At 67.2% G+C, this 17,141-nt stretch carries 12 protein-coding genes; 7 read left to right on the forward strand and 5 right to left on the reverse strand.

What is annotated here, in order from left to right:
* Position 1: 1 nt before the first annotated feature.
* From ACMGER_RS08580 to ACMGER_RS08590, 3 genes are all read right to left on the reverse strand, one after another.
* Positions 2-2,014: an NAD(+) synthase gene (locus ACMGER_RS08580; protein ID WP_436812847.1), complete on the reverse strand. Its 2,013-nt coding sequence runs from the start codon at positions 2,012-2,014 to the stop codon at positions 2-4.
* Between the two features lie 32 nt (positions 2,015-2,046).
* A complete protein-coding gene (locus ACMGER_RS08585) occupies positions 2,047-2,553 on the reverse strand; it encodes a CinA family protein (RefSeq protein ID WP_436811738.1) in 507 nt (168 codons plus the stop codon).
* A 402-nt stretch (positions 2,554-2,955) separates the two neighbouring features.
* Positions 2,956-3,663, reverse strand: coding sequence for a murein L,D-transpeptidase catalytic domain family protein (locus ACMGER_RS08590; protein WP_436811739.1), 708 nt, complete (start codon positions 3,661-3,663; stop codon positions 2,956-2,958).
* Between the two features lie 206 nt (positions 3,664-3,869).
* On the opposite strand from ACMGER_RS08590, the gene ACMGER_RS08595 reads away from it, so the two are divergent.
* From ACMGER_RS08595 to ACMGER_RS08615, 5 genes are all read left to right on the forward strand, one after another.
* Positions 3,870-4,616 (forward strand): L,D-transpeptidase family protein, encoded by a 747-nt coding sequence (locus tag ACMGER_RS08595; RefSeq protein WP_436811740.1) that lies wholly within the window; start codon positions 3,870-3,872, stop codon positions 4,614-4,616.
* A 44-nt stretch (positions 4,617-4,660) separates the two neighbouring features.
* Complete coding sequence (locus tag ACMGER_RS08600; protein WP_436811741.1) at positions 4,661-5,071, forward strand: DUF2946 family protein; 411 nt, start codon at positions 4,661-4,663, stop codon at positions 5,069-5,071.
* Positions 5,072-5,187: 116 nt separating this feature from the next.
* Complete coding sequence (locus ACMGER_RS08605; protein WP_436811742.1) at positions 5,188-7,395, forward strand: TonB-dependent receptor; 2,208 nt, start codon at positions 5,188-5,190, stop codon at positions 7,393-7,395.
* A gap of 11 nt (positions 7,396-7,406) precedes the next feature.
* Positions 7,407-8,798 carry a PepSY-associated TM helix domain-containing protein gene (locus ACMGER_RS08610; RefSeq protein WP_436811743.1) on the forward strand — a complete coding sequence of 464 codons (1,392 nt, stop codon included), beginning with the start codon at positions 7,407-7,409 and terminating at the stop codon, positions 8,796-8,798.
* A 123-nt stretch (positions 8,799-8,921) separates the two neighbouring features.
* On the forward strand, positions 8,922-9,056 hold the full coding sequence (locus ACMGER_RS08615; protein WP_436811744.1) for a hypothetical protein: 135 nt from the start codon (positions 8,922-8,924) through the stop codon (positions 9,054-9,056).
* An 11-nt stretch (positions 9,057-9,067) separates the two neighbouring features.
* Here the strand turns inward: ACMGER_RS08615 and ACMGER_RS08620 are convergent, their stop codons facing one another.
* On the reverse strand, positions 9,068-11,446 hold the full coding sequence (locus ACMGER_RS08620) for a membrane-bound PQQ-dependent dehydrogenase, glucose/quinate/shikimate family (RefSeq protein WP_436811745.1): 2,379 nt from the start codon (positions 11,444-11,446) through the stop codon (positions 9,068-9,070).
* Between the two features lie 152 nt (positions 11,447-11,598).
* On the opposite strand from ACMGER_RS08620, the gene ACMGER_RS08625 reads away from it, so the two are divergent.
* Entirely contained in the window at positions 11,599-12,990 is a 1,392-nt protein-coding gene (locus ACMGER_RS08625) for a serine hydrolase domain-containing protein (RefSeq protein ID WP_436811746.1), read from the forward strand.
* Positions 12,991-13,037: 47 nt separating this feature from the next.
* Here the strand turns inward: ACMGER_RS08625 and ACMGER_RS08630 are convergent, their stop codons facing one another.
* Positions 13,038-14,192, reverse strand: a complete 1,155-nt coding sequence (locus ACMGER_RS08630) for an isovaleryl-CoA dehydrogenase (protein WP_436811747.1) — start codon at positions 14,190-14,192, stop codon at positions 13,038-13,040.
* 247 nt (positions 14,193-14,439) lie between these two features.
* On the opposite strand from ACMGER_RS08630, the gene ACMGER_RS08635 reads away from it, so the two are divergent.
* The gene (locus ACMGER_RS08635) at positions 14,440-17,136 is read left to right on the forward strand and encodes a TonB-dependent receptor domain-containing protein (RefSeq protein ID WP_436811748.1); all 2,697 of its coding nucleotides are present in this window, start codon (positions 14,440-14,442) and stop codon (positions 17,134-17,136) included.
* Positions 17,137-17,141: the final 5 nt, after the last annotated feature.

Consider the following 17,141-nt stretch of genomic DNA (forward strand, 5'->3'; position numbering starts at 1 on the left):
GTCAGGCGGGGAGGTTGCGTCTGAGCTCTTCCAGCCACACCGTTGCCGTTCCATCCGAAGGGGCGCGCCAGTCGCCGCGCGGGGATAGCGCGCCGCCGCCCGAGACCTTGGGTCCGTTGGGCAGCGCCGAGCGCTTGAACTGGCTGGTCGCGAAGAAGCGGCGCAGGAACGCCTCCAGCCATTTCGCGATGGTGGCGAGGTCGTATTGGTGCTTGCCTTCCTCGGGAAAGCCCCGCGGCCAGCGCCCGGCATCGGCGTCCTTCCAGGCGTGCCAGGCGAGGAAGGCGACCTTCGACGGCGGCAGGCCGTAGCGGACGATATGGTGCAGGAAGAAGTCGTGCAGCTCGTAGGGGCCGACCACGCCTTCGGTGCTCTGGATCGCTCCGCTCGCGTCGGCGGGCACCAGTTCGGGCGAGATCTCGGTGTTGAGGATCGCATCCAGCACCCGATTGGTCATGTCGTCGAACTGGCCCGACTGTACCGCCCAGCGGATCAGATACTGGATCAGCGTCTTCGGCACCGCGCCGTTGACGCCGTAATGGCTCATGTGATCGCCGACGCCATAGGTGCACCAGCCGAGCGCGAGCTCCGAGAGATCGCCGGTGCCGAGCACGAAGCCCTGTCGCTGGTTGGCGAGCCGGAACAGATAGTCGGTCCTGAGCCCCGCCTGCACATTCTCGAAGGTGACGTCGTAGACCGGCTCGCCCTTGGCGAAGGGATGGCCCATGTCGGCGAGCATCTGCTGCGCGGCGGGACGGATGTCGATCTCCTCGCCGGTGACGCCGAGCGCGCGCATCAGCGCCCAGGCGTTGCCCTTGGTCGCCTCGCCGGTGGCGAAGCCGGGCAGGGTGAAGCCGAGGATGTCCGAGCGCGGCTTGCCCATGCGGTCGAACGCCTTGGCGGCGACGATCAGTGCATGGGTGGAATCGAGCCCGCCCGACACGCCGATGACGAGATGCTTCGAGCCCGTGGTGGCGAGCCGCTTGCGCAGTCCCTCGACCTGGATGTTGAATGCCTCGTAGCAGTCCTCGTCGAGCTGCGACGGCGTGTTGGGAACGAAGGGGAAGCGCCTCAGATTACGAACTAATCCGCGATCGGCATAATCGGGCCGGTGCGCGAAGCCGATCCGCCGGAAGCGCATCTCCGGATGTCCGCGCGCCGCCGCGGCATCGTTGAAGGTGCCGGTCCGCATCCGCTCGAGCCTGAGGCGCTGCACGTCGACGTCGGCCATCACGATCTCGCTGGCGAGATCGAAGCGTTCGCCCTCGGCCAGCATCTCGCCCAGCTCGACGATCAGCCCCTGGCCGTCCCAGGCGAGGTCGGTCGTGCTCTCGCCCGGCCCGCTCGCCGAGAAGACATAGGCGGCGGCGAGCCGCATCGACTGCGATGCGCACAGCAGCGCCCGCTCGCGCGCCTTGCCGATGATGATGTTGGAGGCGGACAGATTGGCGAGGATCGTCGCGCCCGCCAGTGCGCCGTCGATCGAGGGCGGGGCGGGGGCCCAATAATCCTCGCAGATCTCGGCGTGGACGACGAAGTCGGGCACGTCCTCGGCGGCGAAGATCAGGTCGGTGCCGAAAGGGACGGTCTGGCCGGCAAGCTCGATCGACAGGCCCGTCAACCCAATGCCCGGCGCGAACCAGCGCTTCTCATAATATTCGCGATAGTTGGGCAGATAGCTCTTGGGCACGACGCCCAGGATGCGCCCGCGGTGGATCGCCAGCGCGCAATTGTAGAGCCGCCCGCCCCGCCGGATCGCCGCGCCGACCAGCAGCAGCGGCCGCATTGCCTCGCTCGCCGCCGCGACATCCGCGATCGCCTGCTCGGTCGCCGTGGCCAGCGCGTCCTGCAGGTGGAGGTCGTCGACCGCATAGGAGGAGAGGTTGAGCTCCGGAAACACCAGCAGGTCGGCGCCGGCCTCGTGCCCTTGGCGGATCAGCGCGGCGGTGGCCTCGGCATTGGCGGCGGGATCGCCGACGGTGCCGAGCGGCGTGCACGCGCCGACGCGGACCATGCCCTGGGCATCGAGCGAGTAGAAGGGGTGGCTCACAGCATCGCCTCGATCATCTCCAGCGCGACCCGCATACACTCGATGCGGACGCCGCCGCGGCCGACGTCGCCGAAATGCTCCTCCCGGTGCGCGGTCGCACGGCCCTTGCGCGCGCAGGCGAAGTGGACCAGCCCCGGTTCGTCGCCCGGCTCGCCGGGGCCGGCGAAACCGGTGATCGACAGCGCGATATCGGCATGACTCGCCTGGAGCGCGCCCTCGGCCATTGCTACCGCTACTTCCTCGCTGACCGCGCCGCACTGCTCGACCGTGTCGCGGGCGATGTGGAGCAGCTCGCACTTGGCGTCGACCGAATAGACGACGAAGCCGCGTTCGAACGCGCTGCTCACCCCTTCGACATCGGTCAGCAGCGAGGCGAGCATCCCGCCGGTGCAGCTCTCGGCGGCGGCCAGCATCAGCGCCGCGCCGCACGCCTTCTTGAGCACCCGCCGCGCGGCGGCGTCGATGTCGTCCGGCAGGACGGGCGAAAGCGTTTCGGCAGCCATGCTATCGACTTAGGGGCGTCCGCCGTGGTGGGCAATGATTCCGGGAAGGGAAACGGCGCGCCCCGGATCATCCGCCATTGCGATGCGCTCCATGGCCTGCGTGAAAGTGAAGGGAGTCGCGCTGCATTCGTTCACTTTGCTCCACTTATCCCCGCGGCTGCGCCACGGCAGCCGCCGGCGGATCCAAGCAGGGCAAATCCTATTAGGAAAGCGATTTCTTCGGGTCGGGTCGCCGCCCGAAACGTCATGCCGGACTTGTTCCGGCATCCACTCCTCCACAAGGGCCGGCGTCGAAGTTTCGGCTGGAACCGTGAAGACAGTATCCGGCTGCCCCGTGGACCCCGGAACAGGTCCGGGGTGACGAGCGTGTCCTGCGATCCGCGCTAAATCGCCGAAGCCGCCTCAGATCTTGGCCGCGTAGATCATCCGGCCGTCGCCGAGCCGGTCGAACACCATCGCCAGCTCGGCCTCGCCGACGGCGAAGCAGCCCTGGCTGCGGCCGAGCTTGCCGTGCGTCGACAGCATGTCGCGATTGGCATACCACGCCCCGTGGACCACGATCGCGCGGCTCAGCGCGTTGGAATTGGTCGGATCGAGCCCAATCAGCCGCTGCGAGCGCCCGTGGATGCCGACATAATAGTCGGAAGTGAGGAACGCGCCCTCGCACGACGCCTCCGAATCCGGCTCGTTCGAGAAGCGCTGCAGCCAGCCGGTATGCGCCGGGTCCGATCCGATGCCGTGCGCGACGAGATAAGAGGCGGTGCCGCCCGTCCCGAGATTGACGATGTGGAACCGCGACAGGTGCGAGGGCGCCGAGAAATCGGCGATCGCGATGCGGTCGCGCCTTTTGATCGCGCCGCCGTGACGGTCGAGCGCGGCCATCGCGCGGTCGAACAGCTCCTTGCGGATACCGAGCGGCCGGCGCGGTTCCGCGGCGGTCGAGGCGGGGGGTGGAACATAGGGCGGGGGAGGCGGGGGCGCCGCCGTGGGAGCGCCGGCGACCCTGATCGCCTGTTGCGCACAGCCGGGTACCGCGAGCGCGGCGCCGGTCACCAACACGGACTTCACGAACGCGCGCCGCGACGGCGTGCGCTCAAACACGTCATTCATTCGCGTCCTCAGCTATGCCCCTTATATCAGAGATAGTGCTGGAAACGCTAGTTTCCAGTAAATGGGCGCCGCGCGTCCGCCGCCCGACCGGCTCCTTCCGGCGCAGCCGGTCAGCAGTGCTGCTCCAATTCAGGACATGTGCCTCTCGCCTCAACGGCGACTGTCCGATATTAGATCAGGGCAGATCGGCACGTCGGGAGTCGCGCATGAATCCAAGGGGTTGGCGGAAAGCGACCGTTGCAGCGCTGGGGCTGGTCCTCGCCGCGGCCGCGCCGGCCGCGTTCGCGCGCGAGGATGCCGCGTCGCTCGAAGAAGCGGCGCTGGCGCTGAAGCCAGGCCAGTATCTCTGGCGCGATCCCGGTTCGAACGGCGGCGAGGTCTCGGTGGTGGTGAGCCTGCCGCTCCAGGCCGTCTATGTCTTTCGGGGCGATACGCTGATCGGCGTTGCCAGCGCCTCGACCGGCACCGCCGGCCACCGCACGCCGGCCGGTGCCTTCACCATCCTGCAGAAGCGGGTGTTCCACCGTTCCAACCTCTATTCGAACGCGCCGATGCCGTTCATGCAGCGGCTGACCTGGAGCGGCATCGCGCTCCATGCCGGGCACAATCCCGGCCATCCGGCGAGCCACGGCTGCATCCGCCTGCCGCGCGCCTTCGCCAAGCTGCTCTTCGACGCGACACGGATCGGCGGCGCGGTGGCGATCGTGAACGGCGAATGGTCGGTGCCGAGCCGGGACCGCGAGATTCCGGTGATCGTCGCCGAGATCGACGAGCTCCAGTCCTCGCCCGATTACGTAACGGTCACCTTCACGCCGCGCGCCGGGCCGCCGCCGCAGCAACTCGCGTCGCTCGAGCGGCCGCCGGCATCCCGTCCCGGGCTGCGCGTGCGCGGCGACGAATGGCTGGTGCCCGAGGCGCGGCTGATCTTCCCGGAGATGCGTCGGGCCCGGTGACAGGGCCCGGTGACAGGCCGGTTTCGCGAGAGTAAGGCGCCCCCGTGCACGCGCTTCGCCTTCATCTCCTTCGTCATCGGCGACTCGCGCTGTGGCTGGTCGGTGCGGCGTTGCTGATGAAGCTGCTGGTGCCTGCCGGCTTCATGCCCGGCCTGTCGAACGGCATGATCGTGGTCCAGCTCTGCAACGGCCAGGGCGGCGCGCAGACGATCATGATGGAGATCCCCGGCAAGTCGGGCGATCACGACCAGAATCGCGGCGATCCCAGGAAGGCGGAGATGCCCTGCGCCTTCTCCGGCCTGTCGGCGCCGGCGCTGGGGCCGACCGATCCTATCCTGCTGGCGATCGCGCTTGCCTGGATCGTCGCGACCGCGTTCCGCATTGCGTCGCCGCCCGTCCTGCGGCGCGGCATTCCCCTGCGGCCACCGTCGCAGGGGCCGCCCGTCATCGCCTGATCCATACCGACGCAGATCGCTGCGCCTGCGCGCCGTACTGACGGCGCACGGCCGCGATCATCGTACGTGCTTGCCGCGGCTCGCCGGGCGAATGCCGCGCGGAACAGGGATTCCCGATGTCCAGATCCATGCTTTCGGCCGGCGCCATCGTCGCCGTCCTCACGACCTGCTCTCCCGCCTTCGCCGAGGATGAGGAGCAAAGAGATACGATCGTCGTCACCGGCGAGCGCGAGCGGCTCGACCTCGATGCCCGGAACGATACCGCAAGCCGCCTGGGCCTGTCGGCTCGCGAGACGCCGGCGGCGGTGGAGACGATCACCCAGGCCGACCTGCAGGTGCAGGGCCTCAGGACCTCGCGGGAGGCGTTCAACAGCGTCGTCGGCGCCGTTTCCGGCAACGTCCCCGGCAACCCGGCGGTGGTGTCGCTGCGCGGCTTTTCAGGCGGCGCGGTGTCGATCCTCCAGGACGGCGCGCGGGTGTCGACCTCGACCATGGTCACGCGCGATACCAACACCTGGCATTTCGACCGGATCGAGGTGATCAAAGGGCCGGCTTCGGTCCTCTACGGCGAGGGTGCGCTGGCCGGCGTCATCAACAAGGTGACGCGCAAGCCGGCCTTCGACGGCGACCATCTCGACGGGCTGCTGAGCTTCGGCAGCTTCGACACGCTGACGGCGGCGGGGGGCGTCAACCTGCGGCTTTCCGACAGCGCCGCGATCCGCGCGGACGCCAGCTACATGCGCTCCGACAGTCTTTACGACGTCGAGGATAACGATACCCGGTCGGCGGGCCTGACGGGCAGCATCCTGCTCAAGCCCTCGACGGACCTCACGCTGCTGTTCGCAGTCGAGCATTATGACGACCGCTACGACAGCAGCTATCAGGGCGTGCCGCTGGTGCCGGCGGCGGTCGCGCGCGATCCGAGCGATGCGCTGCGCAGCGCCGACGGGCTCGTCATCGACAAGGCGCTGCGGCATCGGAACTATAATCCGCGCGGTGCCTATTCGGGCGCGAACGAGACCACGCTGCGCTCGCGGATCGATTATGCGGCGGGCGGCGGCTGGTCGATCGCCAACGACTTCACCTGGTACACGGCCAGGCGCGACTTCGTGCTGAGCGGGGACCAGAATTTCACTGCGCCGAGCGCCGCTTTCCCGAACGGCAGCTTCGCCCGTTCGGTCCAGCGCATCTACCACGACCATAGGTTCTGGAACGAGCGGCTGGCGGTCGCCCACGACGGCGCGATCGCCGGGCATCGCAACCGCTTCACGCTGGGCGCCGAATATAACGAGACCGACTTCATCGACCCACGCCAGCAAAGCCCGATGTTCACCGGCCTCGGCGATCCGGTTGCCCCGGTCGATCCCTGGAATCCGGTCGTGGGCACCTTTCCGACCGGCACCATCTACACCGTGACCAATGTCGTGTTCGATTCCCATCTCAAGACCGCCTCGGTCTTCGCGGAGGATGCGTTCAACATCACCCCGGCCTGGCTGATCGTCGCCGGGGCGCGTTACGATCATATCGACCTCACCCGCGTCAGCACCGACCTCAATGCCGGCGGGAGGGTGAGCCGGGCGAATCCGACCTACGATCCCTTCTCGTGGCGGCTCGGCACCACCTATGACGTCGCGCCGGGGCTGACGCTCTATGCCCAATATACGACCGCGGTGACGCCGGTCGGCTCGATGCTTACGCTCTCGATCGCCAATACGAGCTACAGGCTCACCAAGGGGCGGTCGTTCGAGGCCGGCTTCAAGGCGTCGGCCTTCGACGAGCGCGTGACGCTGACCGGTGCGGCCTATCGGATCGAGCAGGAGAATATCCTCACACGCGATCCGGCCAACTCCGCGCAAGTCGTCCAGGGCGGCGAGCAATCGTCGCAGGGCATGGAGCTCAGCGTCGACGCCGCAGTGACCGACCGGCTCGCGCTCTCGGGCGGCATCTCCTACACCGATGCGCAATATGACCAGCTGATCGAGGCAGGCGGCGTCGACCGGTCGGGCAATCGGCCGATCAACATTCCCTCGACCACCGTCAACGGCTCGGTGCTCTATTCGCTGAAGGCGCTGCCGGTGACGCTGGGCGCGTTCGTCCGCCACGCCTCGGGCTTCTATACCGACACGGCGAACAGCATCTTCGTGCGCGGCCATACGGTGGCGGACGCCTCGATCGCCTGGCGCCTTGCCGACGAGGCGACGCTCACGCTGCGCGGGCGGAACCTGACCGACGCCTTCTACGGCGAATATTCGGGCTATCCGGCGACCAACATCTACATCGGCGCGCCGCGCAGCGTCGAAGTCGCCTTGTCCACGCGGTTCTGAAGGGCAGGACAATGGCTACGCTCGCAGCGTCATCCCGCCTCTACCGCGCCATCTGGCGGTGGCATTTCTATGCCGGTCTGGTCGTCGCGCCGTTCCTGCTCGTCCTGGCGGTGACCGGCACGATCTATCTGTTCAACGACGAGATCAACGACGCGATCTATCCGGAGCAGCGGTTCGTCGCGCCCCATGCGGCCGATGTTCCGGTGTCTCGGATGATCGATGCGGCGCTGGCCGTCCGTCCCGGGGCGGCGACGCGCATCGACCTGCCCGCCGCGAACGATCGCTCGGCCGTCGTGTTCGTGACGCCGGCGTCCGGCGATCCGGTGCGCGTCTCGGTCGATCCGGGGACTGGGAGGGTGCTCGGTTCCTTCGTCTATGAACGGACGCTGGTCGGCCTCGCCGATACGATCCACGGGTCGCTCGCCATCGGCACGGTCGGTGATCGCATCGTGGAGCTGGCGGCGTGTTGGGCGCTCGTCCTGATCGCGACCGGCCTCTATCTCTGGTGGCCGCGCGGGCGGAAGGGGCCGGGCGGCATCCTGTTTCCGCGCCTGGGGGCAAAGGGAAGGTTGTTCTGGCGCGATCTCCATGCCGTCACCGGCATTTGGACCGTCGCGTTGATTGCGTTCCTGATCGTCACCGGCCTGCCGTGGGCCGGAGTGCAGGGCGATGTGCTGAAGCGGGCCTTGAGTGCGGCGGGGATCGGCTACCCTGCTTCCAACCGCAACTACGACCCGCCGAAGAGCATTCCGAGGAAGACCGCGCTCGGCGAAGCGCCATGGACGCTCGAAGGCGCGCCGATGCCGGCCTCCGATCCCCATGCCGGCCATCCCGGTCACGATATCATGGCGGCGATGCCTGGGAGCCACGCTCCTGGTCTCACCGACGCCGTTGTTGCGGCAGTGGCCGACCATGGTTTGGAGGGAGGCTATCGGCTGTTCCTGCCGTCGGGGCCGACCGGCGTGTTCACCGCCTATAGCTATCCCGATCGGCCGCAGGGCCAGCGCACGCTCTACTTCGACCGCTATTCGGGGCGGCTGGTCCGCGAGATCGCCTATGCGGACTATGGCTGGGGCGCCAAGGCGATCGAGCTCGGCGTCCAGCTTCACATGGGCAATTACTTCGGCCGGGCGAACCAGATCGTGATGCTGATCCCCTGCGTCGGCATCGTGCTGATCGTCGTCAGCGGCATCGTCATGTGGTGGAAGCGCCGTCCGGCCGGTCGGTTGGGCGCGCCGCCGAAAGTGCCCGAGGCGCGGCTGCGTGGAGCCCTGGCGATGCTGCTGGTCGCGGGCGTGCTGCTGCCGTTGTTCGGCGCTTCGCTCATCGCCGTGTTTGTCCTCGATTGGTCGGCGAGGAAGATCACGTCCTGCTCGCAGCTGGTACCCGAGTCTGGGCGATGATCTTGCCCGGCGCATCGGATATCGACAGATCGTTCTGCCCGCGCGGCGAGTGCGGCGCCGCATACGGCACCGCCCTCGCTCATCTCCGTTCTTAAACATAAGTTGCGAATTGAGGGCGGGCAGGTGATTTCCAAGCACGACATCGAGCGCATCATGCGCGAGACCGGTATGGACCGACTCCAGGCCTATCGCGCCGCCAAGGCGCAGCACGCGTTGCAATCGCTGTCCGGGCCGGCCACGGCCAATCGGCTCAAATAGGGAGCCGCTTCCTAACTCCTCTGCGGAAGCGCATAGGCGATCACGCTGTCGCCCGCCTTGGTCTCCATGAAGTGATGGCCGCCGGCGAAGATCACCAGATACTCGCGTCCGTTCTGCTCGTACACCGCAGGCGTCGCCTGTCCGCCGGCGGGAAGCGGCGCGCTCCACAACGTCTTGCCGGTCGCGATGTCGATCGCGCGGATCAGGTCGTCGGTGGCGGCGGCGATGAACACCAGCCCGCCCGCCGTCACCACCGATCCGCCGTTGTTGGGCGTGCCGATATGGAAGGGCAGCCCGCTGGCGATGCCGAACGGCCCGTTCTTGCGCGCCGTGCCGAACGGCCGGTCCCACAGGATCCCGCCGGTGGCGATGTCGATCGCGCGGATCCCGCCATAGGGCGGCTGCTTGCAGAGCAGGCCGGTGAACTTGACCCGCCAGCCGGCGTTGACCTTGACCGCATAGGGCGAATCCCACTGCGGATCGATCGAGTGCGCGTTGGCGAGCTGCGCCTTCGACTTCATCGCATAACGCGGCACGATGCCGAGCTTGTCCGCCTCGACGCGCGGCACCAGCCGGACGTAATTGGGCATGTCGTTGTAGTTGGCGACGATGATCCCGCGCGTCGGATCGACCGACACGCCGCCCCAGTCGCTGCCGCCGTTGTAGCCCGGGTACTCCACCGTATATTTGTCGGCGCGCGGCGGCGTGAAGAAGCCGCGATAGTCGGCCCGGCGATACTGGATGCGGCACACCATCTGGTCGATCGGCGACATGCCCCACATGTCGCGCTCGGTGAGCGGCTCCTTGCGCAGCGTATGCCATTTCGAGAAGAGCTGGGTCTTCGCGCGCTGCTCGGGCTCGACGCCGCCCTGGGGCACCGTCATCTGCGCCAGCGGCGTCAGCGAACGGCCGGTGGCGCGGTCGAGGACGTAGATGTCGCCCTGCTTGGAGGGCACCACGATCGCCGGCGTGCCCTTGTAGTCGATCAGCGTCGCCTGGCTGCCGAAGTCATAGTCCCACACGTCGTGCTTGACCGCCTGGAAGCGCCAGCGCGGCTTGCCGGTGGTGACGTCGAGCGCGACCAATGAGGTCGCATAGGCATTCTCCTGCGGCGTGCGCTTGCTCGACCAATAGTCGACCGCGGCATTGCCCATCGGCAGGTAGACCAGGCCGAGCCGCTCGTCGCCGCTGGAGCCGGTCCACATGTTGGGCGTGCCGCGCGCCCAGGTCTGGCCGGCGGGCGGGTAGCCGGTCCATTCGGGGTGCATCATGTCCCATGCCCAGCGCAGCCTGCCGGTGACCGCATCGAAACCCTGGATCACGCCCGAGGGCGCGAGACGCGTCTGACCATCGAGGATCTGGTGCCCGACCACCACCACGCCGCGCACGATCGTCGGCGCGGAGTTGATCGAGGCGAGGCCGGGATAGACCTCGCCCATGCCGATCTTGGTGTCGGTCTGACCGTTGTTGCCGAAGCCGCTGCAGGGCCGGCCGGTCAGCGCGTCGACCGCGATCAGCCGCGAATCGAGCGTGCCCATGATGATCCGCGCGGCGCACTCGCTGCCCGGCGCCGCGCCCGGCACCGCGTAATAATCGACGCCGCGGCAGGCGGTGGTGTAGGGAATCCACTCGTCCGGCACCTGCGGATCGTAGCGCCACGCCTGCTTGCCCGTCGCCGGGTCGAGCGCGACGATCACGTTCTTGGCGGTGCAGGTGTAGAGCAGGTTGCCGATTTTGATTGGCGTGTTCTCGGTCCCGTAGAGCTTGGCATAGGCGGGATCGGTCGGGTTGCCGCCGGTATGCGTCTCCCACACCTTCTCGAGCCTGGCAACGTTGCCCGCGTTGATCTGCGTCAGCGGCGAATAGCGGCGAGCGGCGTAGGTGCCGCCATAGGCGGGCCAGTCGGCGCCGGTCGCCTGGCCGGAGGGATCGCTCATCGCCGCGCCCGGAGCCGGCAACGGCAGCGCGATGTTGCGGTCGCGTCCGATCACGGCGAACAGCACTCCGGTCGCGACTACGACGGCGGCGACCGAACCCAGTGCGACCGCCCATTTGCGCGGCCGTGCGGTCAGCGTCGGCATGACGAGGATGACCGCCACCAGCAGCACGATCGGCGCCACGATCCGCGGGACCAGCGCCCAGGCGTTGTAGCCTACCTCCCAGAAGGCCCAGAAGATCGTCGCGACGACGATCGCCACATAGAGCCACGCGCCACTCATTCGCCCGCGCACCATCAACGTGCCGGCGACGATCATCGCGATGCCGGTGATCGCATAGTAGGACGAGCCGCCGATCGCGACGAGCCAGCCTCCTCCGATCGCCAGCACCAGCCCGATCAGGGCGACGATCAGGCCGACGACGATCGCGGCCCAGCTGCGGCGATGTGGCATGGAGGTGCTCCCGTACGGTTGTTCCGATCGGGCGAAGGAATCCGGCAGGCCCCTAACCTGTCGTCAGGCTCGCTCGTCTGCCAAACACGCTAGCCATGCAGTCGTTCCACCGAACGATTGCACCCGTCCGCCGCACCTGCTTTGGTGCGGCCATGCGCATCGTCCTTCTCGCCACCGCTCTGATCGCCGCTCCCGCCGCTGCACAGGAGCTAACCCCGGACGAAAGCAGCCGTGTCGACAAGATCGTCGCCGACGCGCTCGCCGGCACCGGCACGCCTTCGGCCTCGATCGCGATCGTGCGCGGCGGGCGGATCGTCTATGCCAAGGCTTACGGCAAGGCCGCGGAGACGATCCCGCAGGCGATGCCGGACCTGCCATACCAGATCGCGTCGATCTCCAAGCAGTTCACCGCGATGGCGATGCTGCTGCTGGAGGATGAGGGAAAGCTCAGCCTCGACGACAAGGTTGCGAAATATCTCCCTGAAATCACGGGCGCCGACCGCATCACGCTGCGCCAGCTCCTCGACCATACCTCGGGCATCCGCGATTACTGGCCGCACGACTACAGTCCCGCCAACATGGCGGAACCGACCACGCCGCAGGGCATCGTCGACCGCTGGGCCAAGCAGCCGCTCGACTTCGAACCCGGCACGCAATGGCAATATTCCAACACCGGCTATGTCGTCGCCGGCTTGATCATCGAGAAGGTATCGGGCCAGCCGCTGCTCGACTTCCTGCGCGCCCGCATCTTCAAGCCGCTCGGCATGACCAGCGTGCTCGATCAGGACAAGGCGATCGGTCCCAAATACCCGCAAGGTTACAAGCGTTTCGCGCTCGGTCCTGTGCGCGTCGAGCCGCCGGCGGCGCCCGGCTGGCTCTATGCCGCGGGGGAGCTGTCGATGACCGCGACCGACCTCGCCAAATGGGACATCGCCCGCATCGACCGCACGCTCGTTCCCGCCGAGGACTGGCAGACGCAGGAGACAACCACCAAGCTCAAGGACGGCAAGGACACCAACTACGGCCTCGGCGTATTCGTCGGCAAGCCCGACGGGCGCAAGATGATCGAGCATTCGGGCGAGGCGGTGGGCTTCCTGTCCGAGAACATGGTGTTCCCGGACGACAAGGCGGCGGTGGTGGTGCTCACCAACAGCTGGTTCGGCAACGCGACCGGCACGATCGCGCGGGGCATCGTCCGCGCGGTGATGACGGCGCCGCCGCTCCCGGGACCCGAAGCCGCGGCGGCCGCCAAGGCGCGGCAGGTGTTCGACCAGCTCCGCACCGGCACGCTCGACCGCAAGCTGCTGACCGAGGACGCCAACTATTATTTCGATGCGACCGCCCAGGCCGACTACGAGGCGAGCCTCGGCCCGCTGGGCGAGCCCACCGGTTTCGCGCCGGCGGGCGGCCCCCAGCTGCGCGGCGGTTTCGTGATCCGCAGCTATCGCATCACCTATCCCGACCGGGTGCTTAGGCTCTCGACCTTTGCGGAGCCGGGCGACAACGGGCGGTTCGAGCAGTTCCTGGTCAGTCCGCAGTCATGATGAAGCTGATCCCCAACACGCTCGAACGGTGCCGGAGACGGAAAGCCTCAGTTCGCCCCGATCAGTTCGCGCCCGATCAGCATCCGTCTGATCTCGTTCGTCCCCGCGCCTATGTCGAGCAGCTTGGCATCGCGGGCGAAGCGCTCGACCGGCCAGTCCTTGGTATAGCCGGCGCCGCCCAGCGCCTGGATCGCCTCCAGCGACACGCGCACCGCATTCTCGCTGGCGAGCAGGATCGCCCCGGCCGCGTCGAAGCGGGTGGTGAGGCCGGCGTCGCAGCTCCTGGCCACCGCATAGACATAGGCGCGCGCCGAATTGAGCGCGACGTACATGTCGGCGACCTTGGCCTGCATCAGCTGGAAATGGCCGATCGGCTGGCCGAACTGCCTGCGCTCGCGGACATAGGGCAGCACCACGTCGAGGCCCGCCTGCATGATGCCGAGCTGGATGCCGGCGAGCACGGTGCGCTCGTAATCGAGCCCGCTCATCAGCACGCCGACGCCGCCATTGACCGGGCCCATGACGTTCTCCTCGGGCACCTCGCAGTCGGTAAAGACCAGCTCGGCGGTCGGCGAGCCGCGCATCCCCATCTTATCGATCTTCTGCCCGACGACGAAGCCGGGCATGTCCTTCTCGATGATGAAGGTGGTGATGCCGCGCGCGCCGTCCCCGGTCTTGGCATAGACGACCAGCGTATCGGCATAGGCGGCGTTGGTGATCCAGAACTTAGTGCCGTTGAGGATGTAGCCGCGGTCGGTCTTCTCCGCGCGCAGCTTCATCGAGACGACGTCGGAGCCCGCACCCGCCTCCGACATGGCGAGGCTGCCGACATGCTCTCCGGAGACGAGCTTCGGCAGGTACTTCGCCTTCTGCTCCGGGTTGGCCCAGCGGCGGATCTGGTTGACGCACAGATTCGAATGCGCGCCGTAGCTGAGCCCGATCGAGGCGGAGGCGCGGCTCACCTCCTCGCAAGCGACGACATGCTCGAGATAGCCGAGCCCGAGGCCGCCCCATTCCTCCTCGACGGTGACGCCGTGCAGGCCGAGCTCGCCCATCGCGGGCCACAGCTCCTCACGCGGGAACCAGTCCTCGGCATCGATGCGGGCGGCGAGCGGCTCGATCCGCTCCTTGGCGAAGCGCCGGGTGGTTTCCCGGATCATGTCGGCGGTCTCGCCGAGGCCGAAATCCAGCGTGGCTTCCATGAAACATCCTCCTGCCGCCCCGGATGAGCGCCCGGCGCGAAAAGGGCAAGAGGCGGTACGAAATTATCGAATTTCGAATTAGTAATAAAAAATTATCATTGACACGATCAATCGCGATCGCGGATTAAAACCACGAAAAAGGTCGCCGCTAGAGCGATTCCAGGGAGGCGAGGTCGATGGGAAAAGGTCGGCCGTTCCGCCGTGCATCGACAGACGCCCGAACGGGCGAGGGGAAGGGGGAGGCGGTATGATCGGCATGTTCAGGACATCACGGAACCGGCGCGAGATCGCGCGCGGACTGTCGCTCTCGGCGCTGGCGGGGGCGCTGCTGTGGGCGGGGGCTGCGGAGGCGCAGGTTACGCCGGAAACGGCCGATCCCCGGCAGGATACCGTGCCGGGTGAGCAGATCGATCCCGCCGTCGGCCCCGACGAAGCGACTACGGCGGACATCGTCGTCACCGGCACGCTGCTGCGTGGCGTTGCGCCGACCGGCACCAACGTCATCGGCGTAACGCGCGACGAGGTGGTCGCCACCGGCGCCGCTTCCTCCAACGATCTGCTCGCCTCGATTCCGCAGATCGGCAATTTCGGTACGGTGCCGGCGGGCCTCGGCAATTACAGCAATCCGATCGTGCGCCCCAACATCCGCAATCTCGGCGCGTCGGGCGGCTCGACGACGCTGGTGCTGATGAACGGTCATCGGCTGGTCGGTGCCGGCATCCTCCAGACATCAGTCGATCCGTCGGTGATACCACCCGATGCGATCGATCGCGTGGAGGTGATCCCCGATGGCGGATCGTCGATCTACGGCTCCGATGCGATCGGCGGCGTCATCAACTTCGTCCTGCGCAAGCGCTACGACGGGATCGGCGTCAATGCGCGCTACGGCTTCGCCGACAATTACAAGACGTTCGACGCGAGCGCGATCGCAGGCAAGGATTGGGGATCGGGCTCGATCTACGTCTCCTATGCCTATGCCTGGCATGACAATCTGCTCGGCATCGATCGCGACTATGCGACCGCGAACAACCTCCCGCGCGGCGGCACCGACAATCGGTCGACCGCGTGCCCGCTGGCCAACATCACCATCGGCACCACTACCTATGCCATGCCGGGCAGGGTTCCGGGTACGCTCAATCGGTGCGACCAGACCGATCATGCCGATCTCTATCCGCGGGAGAAGCGGCACAGCGTCTTCGCCAGCCTCATGCAGCGGCTGAGCGACAGCATCAGTTTCTCGACCACGGCCTATTGGTCGCGGCGCGACACGGTGACGCGCACCGCGCAGGGAAGCGCGAGCGGCGCGATCACCGCCGTCAACCCGTATTTCTCGCCGATCGGGACCGAACTCGGGCATTCCGTCGCCTTCGCCTTCGACGACGTTTTCGGGCCGAGCAATGTCAGCCCGGCCTCCTTCACCTCATACGGCGTGACGCCCAAGTTCGATTTCGAGCTGGGCAGCGGCTGGCAGCTGCGCACCCAGGCCAATTTCGGCCGCAGCGAGAATGTCACGACCGAGGATTCGTTCAATGCGACCGCCGTCACCGCCGCGCTCGCGGGGACGAGCACGGCCACGGCGCTGAATCCCTATAATCTCTCCGCGACGGCGCCGGCGGTGCTTGCCGCGATCGACGATTATGTGAACTATGGCGATGCCGACCAGGAGCTGGCCGAGGGCCGGGCGGTCCTCGACGGGCCGCTGTTCGCGCTGCCAGGCGGCGACGTCCGCCTCGCGGTGGGCGCCGAATATCATTACGAGAACATCCGCTCGTTCACCGGCAGCGGCCCCCAGGCGGCGGTCGTGGGCGCCAGCTCCTTCGCGGACCGCGACGTCAAGTCGGTGTTCGGTGAAGTGCTGGTGCCGCTCGTCGGCGCGGACAACCGCAGCGGCGGCTTCTACAGCTTCGAGGTCTCGGGCTCCGTCCGTTACGATCATTACAGCGACGTCGGCGGCACCACCAATCCCAAGATCGGCGTGACCTATCGGCCGTTCCAGGCGCTGACGCTGCGCGGCAACTATGGGACGTCGTTCCATGCGCCGAGCCTCGCCGACCTCGGCAACTCGGTGGATTCGCGCGTTCAGGTCCTGCCGTTCAGCCCGTTCCGCGCGCCGAACAGCTCGCCGTTCGATATCCTGCGGCCGACCATGGCGATCGCCGGCGGCAACGCCGATCTTCGCCCGGAGACCGCCGACACCTGGTCGCTGGGCTTCGATCTCAAGCCGGCGGCGCTGCCTGGCCTGGTTGCCAGCGCGACCTATTACAACGTGAGGTTCAAGGATGCGATCAGCGTCCCGCCGTTCACCTCGCCCATCCTGTTTACCGACCCCAACTACGCGAGCTTCTACATCCTCAATCCGACCCTGGCCCAGGCGACGGCGGCGGCAGGGGATCTGCGGATCGACGGTGTGCCGAGCCTGGCGGCGCTCTACGCGGTCAGCTCCCCCTATGTGCTGTTCCTGGCGCGACGCGCCAATCTGGGCGCGGTGAACACCAGCGGCCTCGACTTCAGTCTCGCCTATGCTCATGACACTTCGTTCGGTTCGGTGAACGCGAGCTTTGCCGGTACCTACACCTTGAAGCGCAGGACGCAGGCGATCCAGGGCGGCGACTTCAGCAATGATCTGAAGAATGGTTACGGGCGCCTTCAATTCGTTGCGACGCTGGGCGGCAAGCTGGGTGATCTGATTGCCCGCGCGGCGCTCAATCATCGCAGCGGATATCCCCTGCTCGGGGTGCTTCCGCAGACGCGCGTCTCCGCCTTCGATACGATCGACCTGTTCTTCGGCTACGACCTCGGCAAGGTGGTGAAGGACACCATGCTGACGGTGAACGTGGATAACCTGTTCGATGAGGATCCTCCGTATCTGAACAACGCCGCCGGCTACACCAACGGCAGTACGCTGGGGCGGCTGGTGTCCTTCGGTATCCGGACCAAGTTCTAGGAGGG

Source organism: Sphingomonas astragali (genome assembly GCF_051400615.1).
Lineage (GTDB): Bacteria > Pseudomonadota > Alphaproteobacteria > Sphingomonadales > Sphingomonadaceae > Sphingomonas.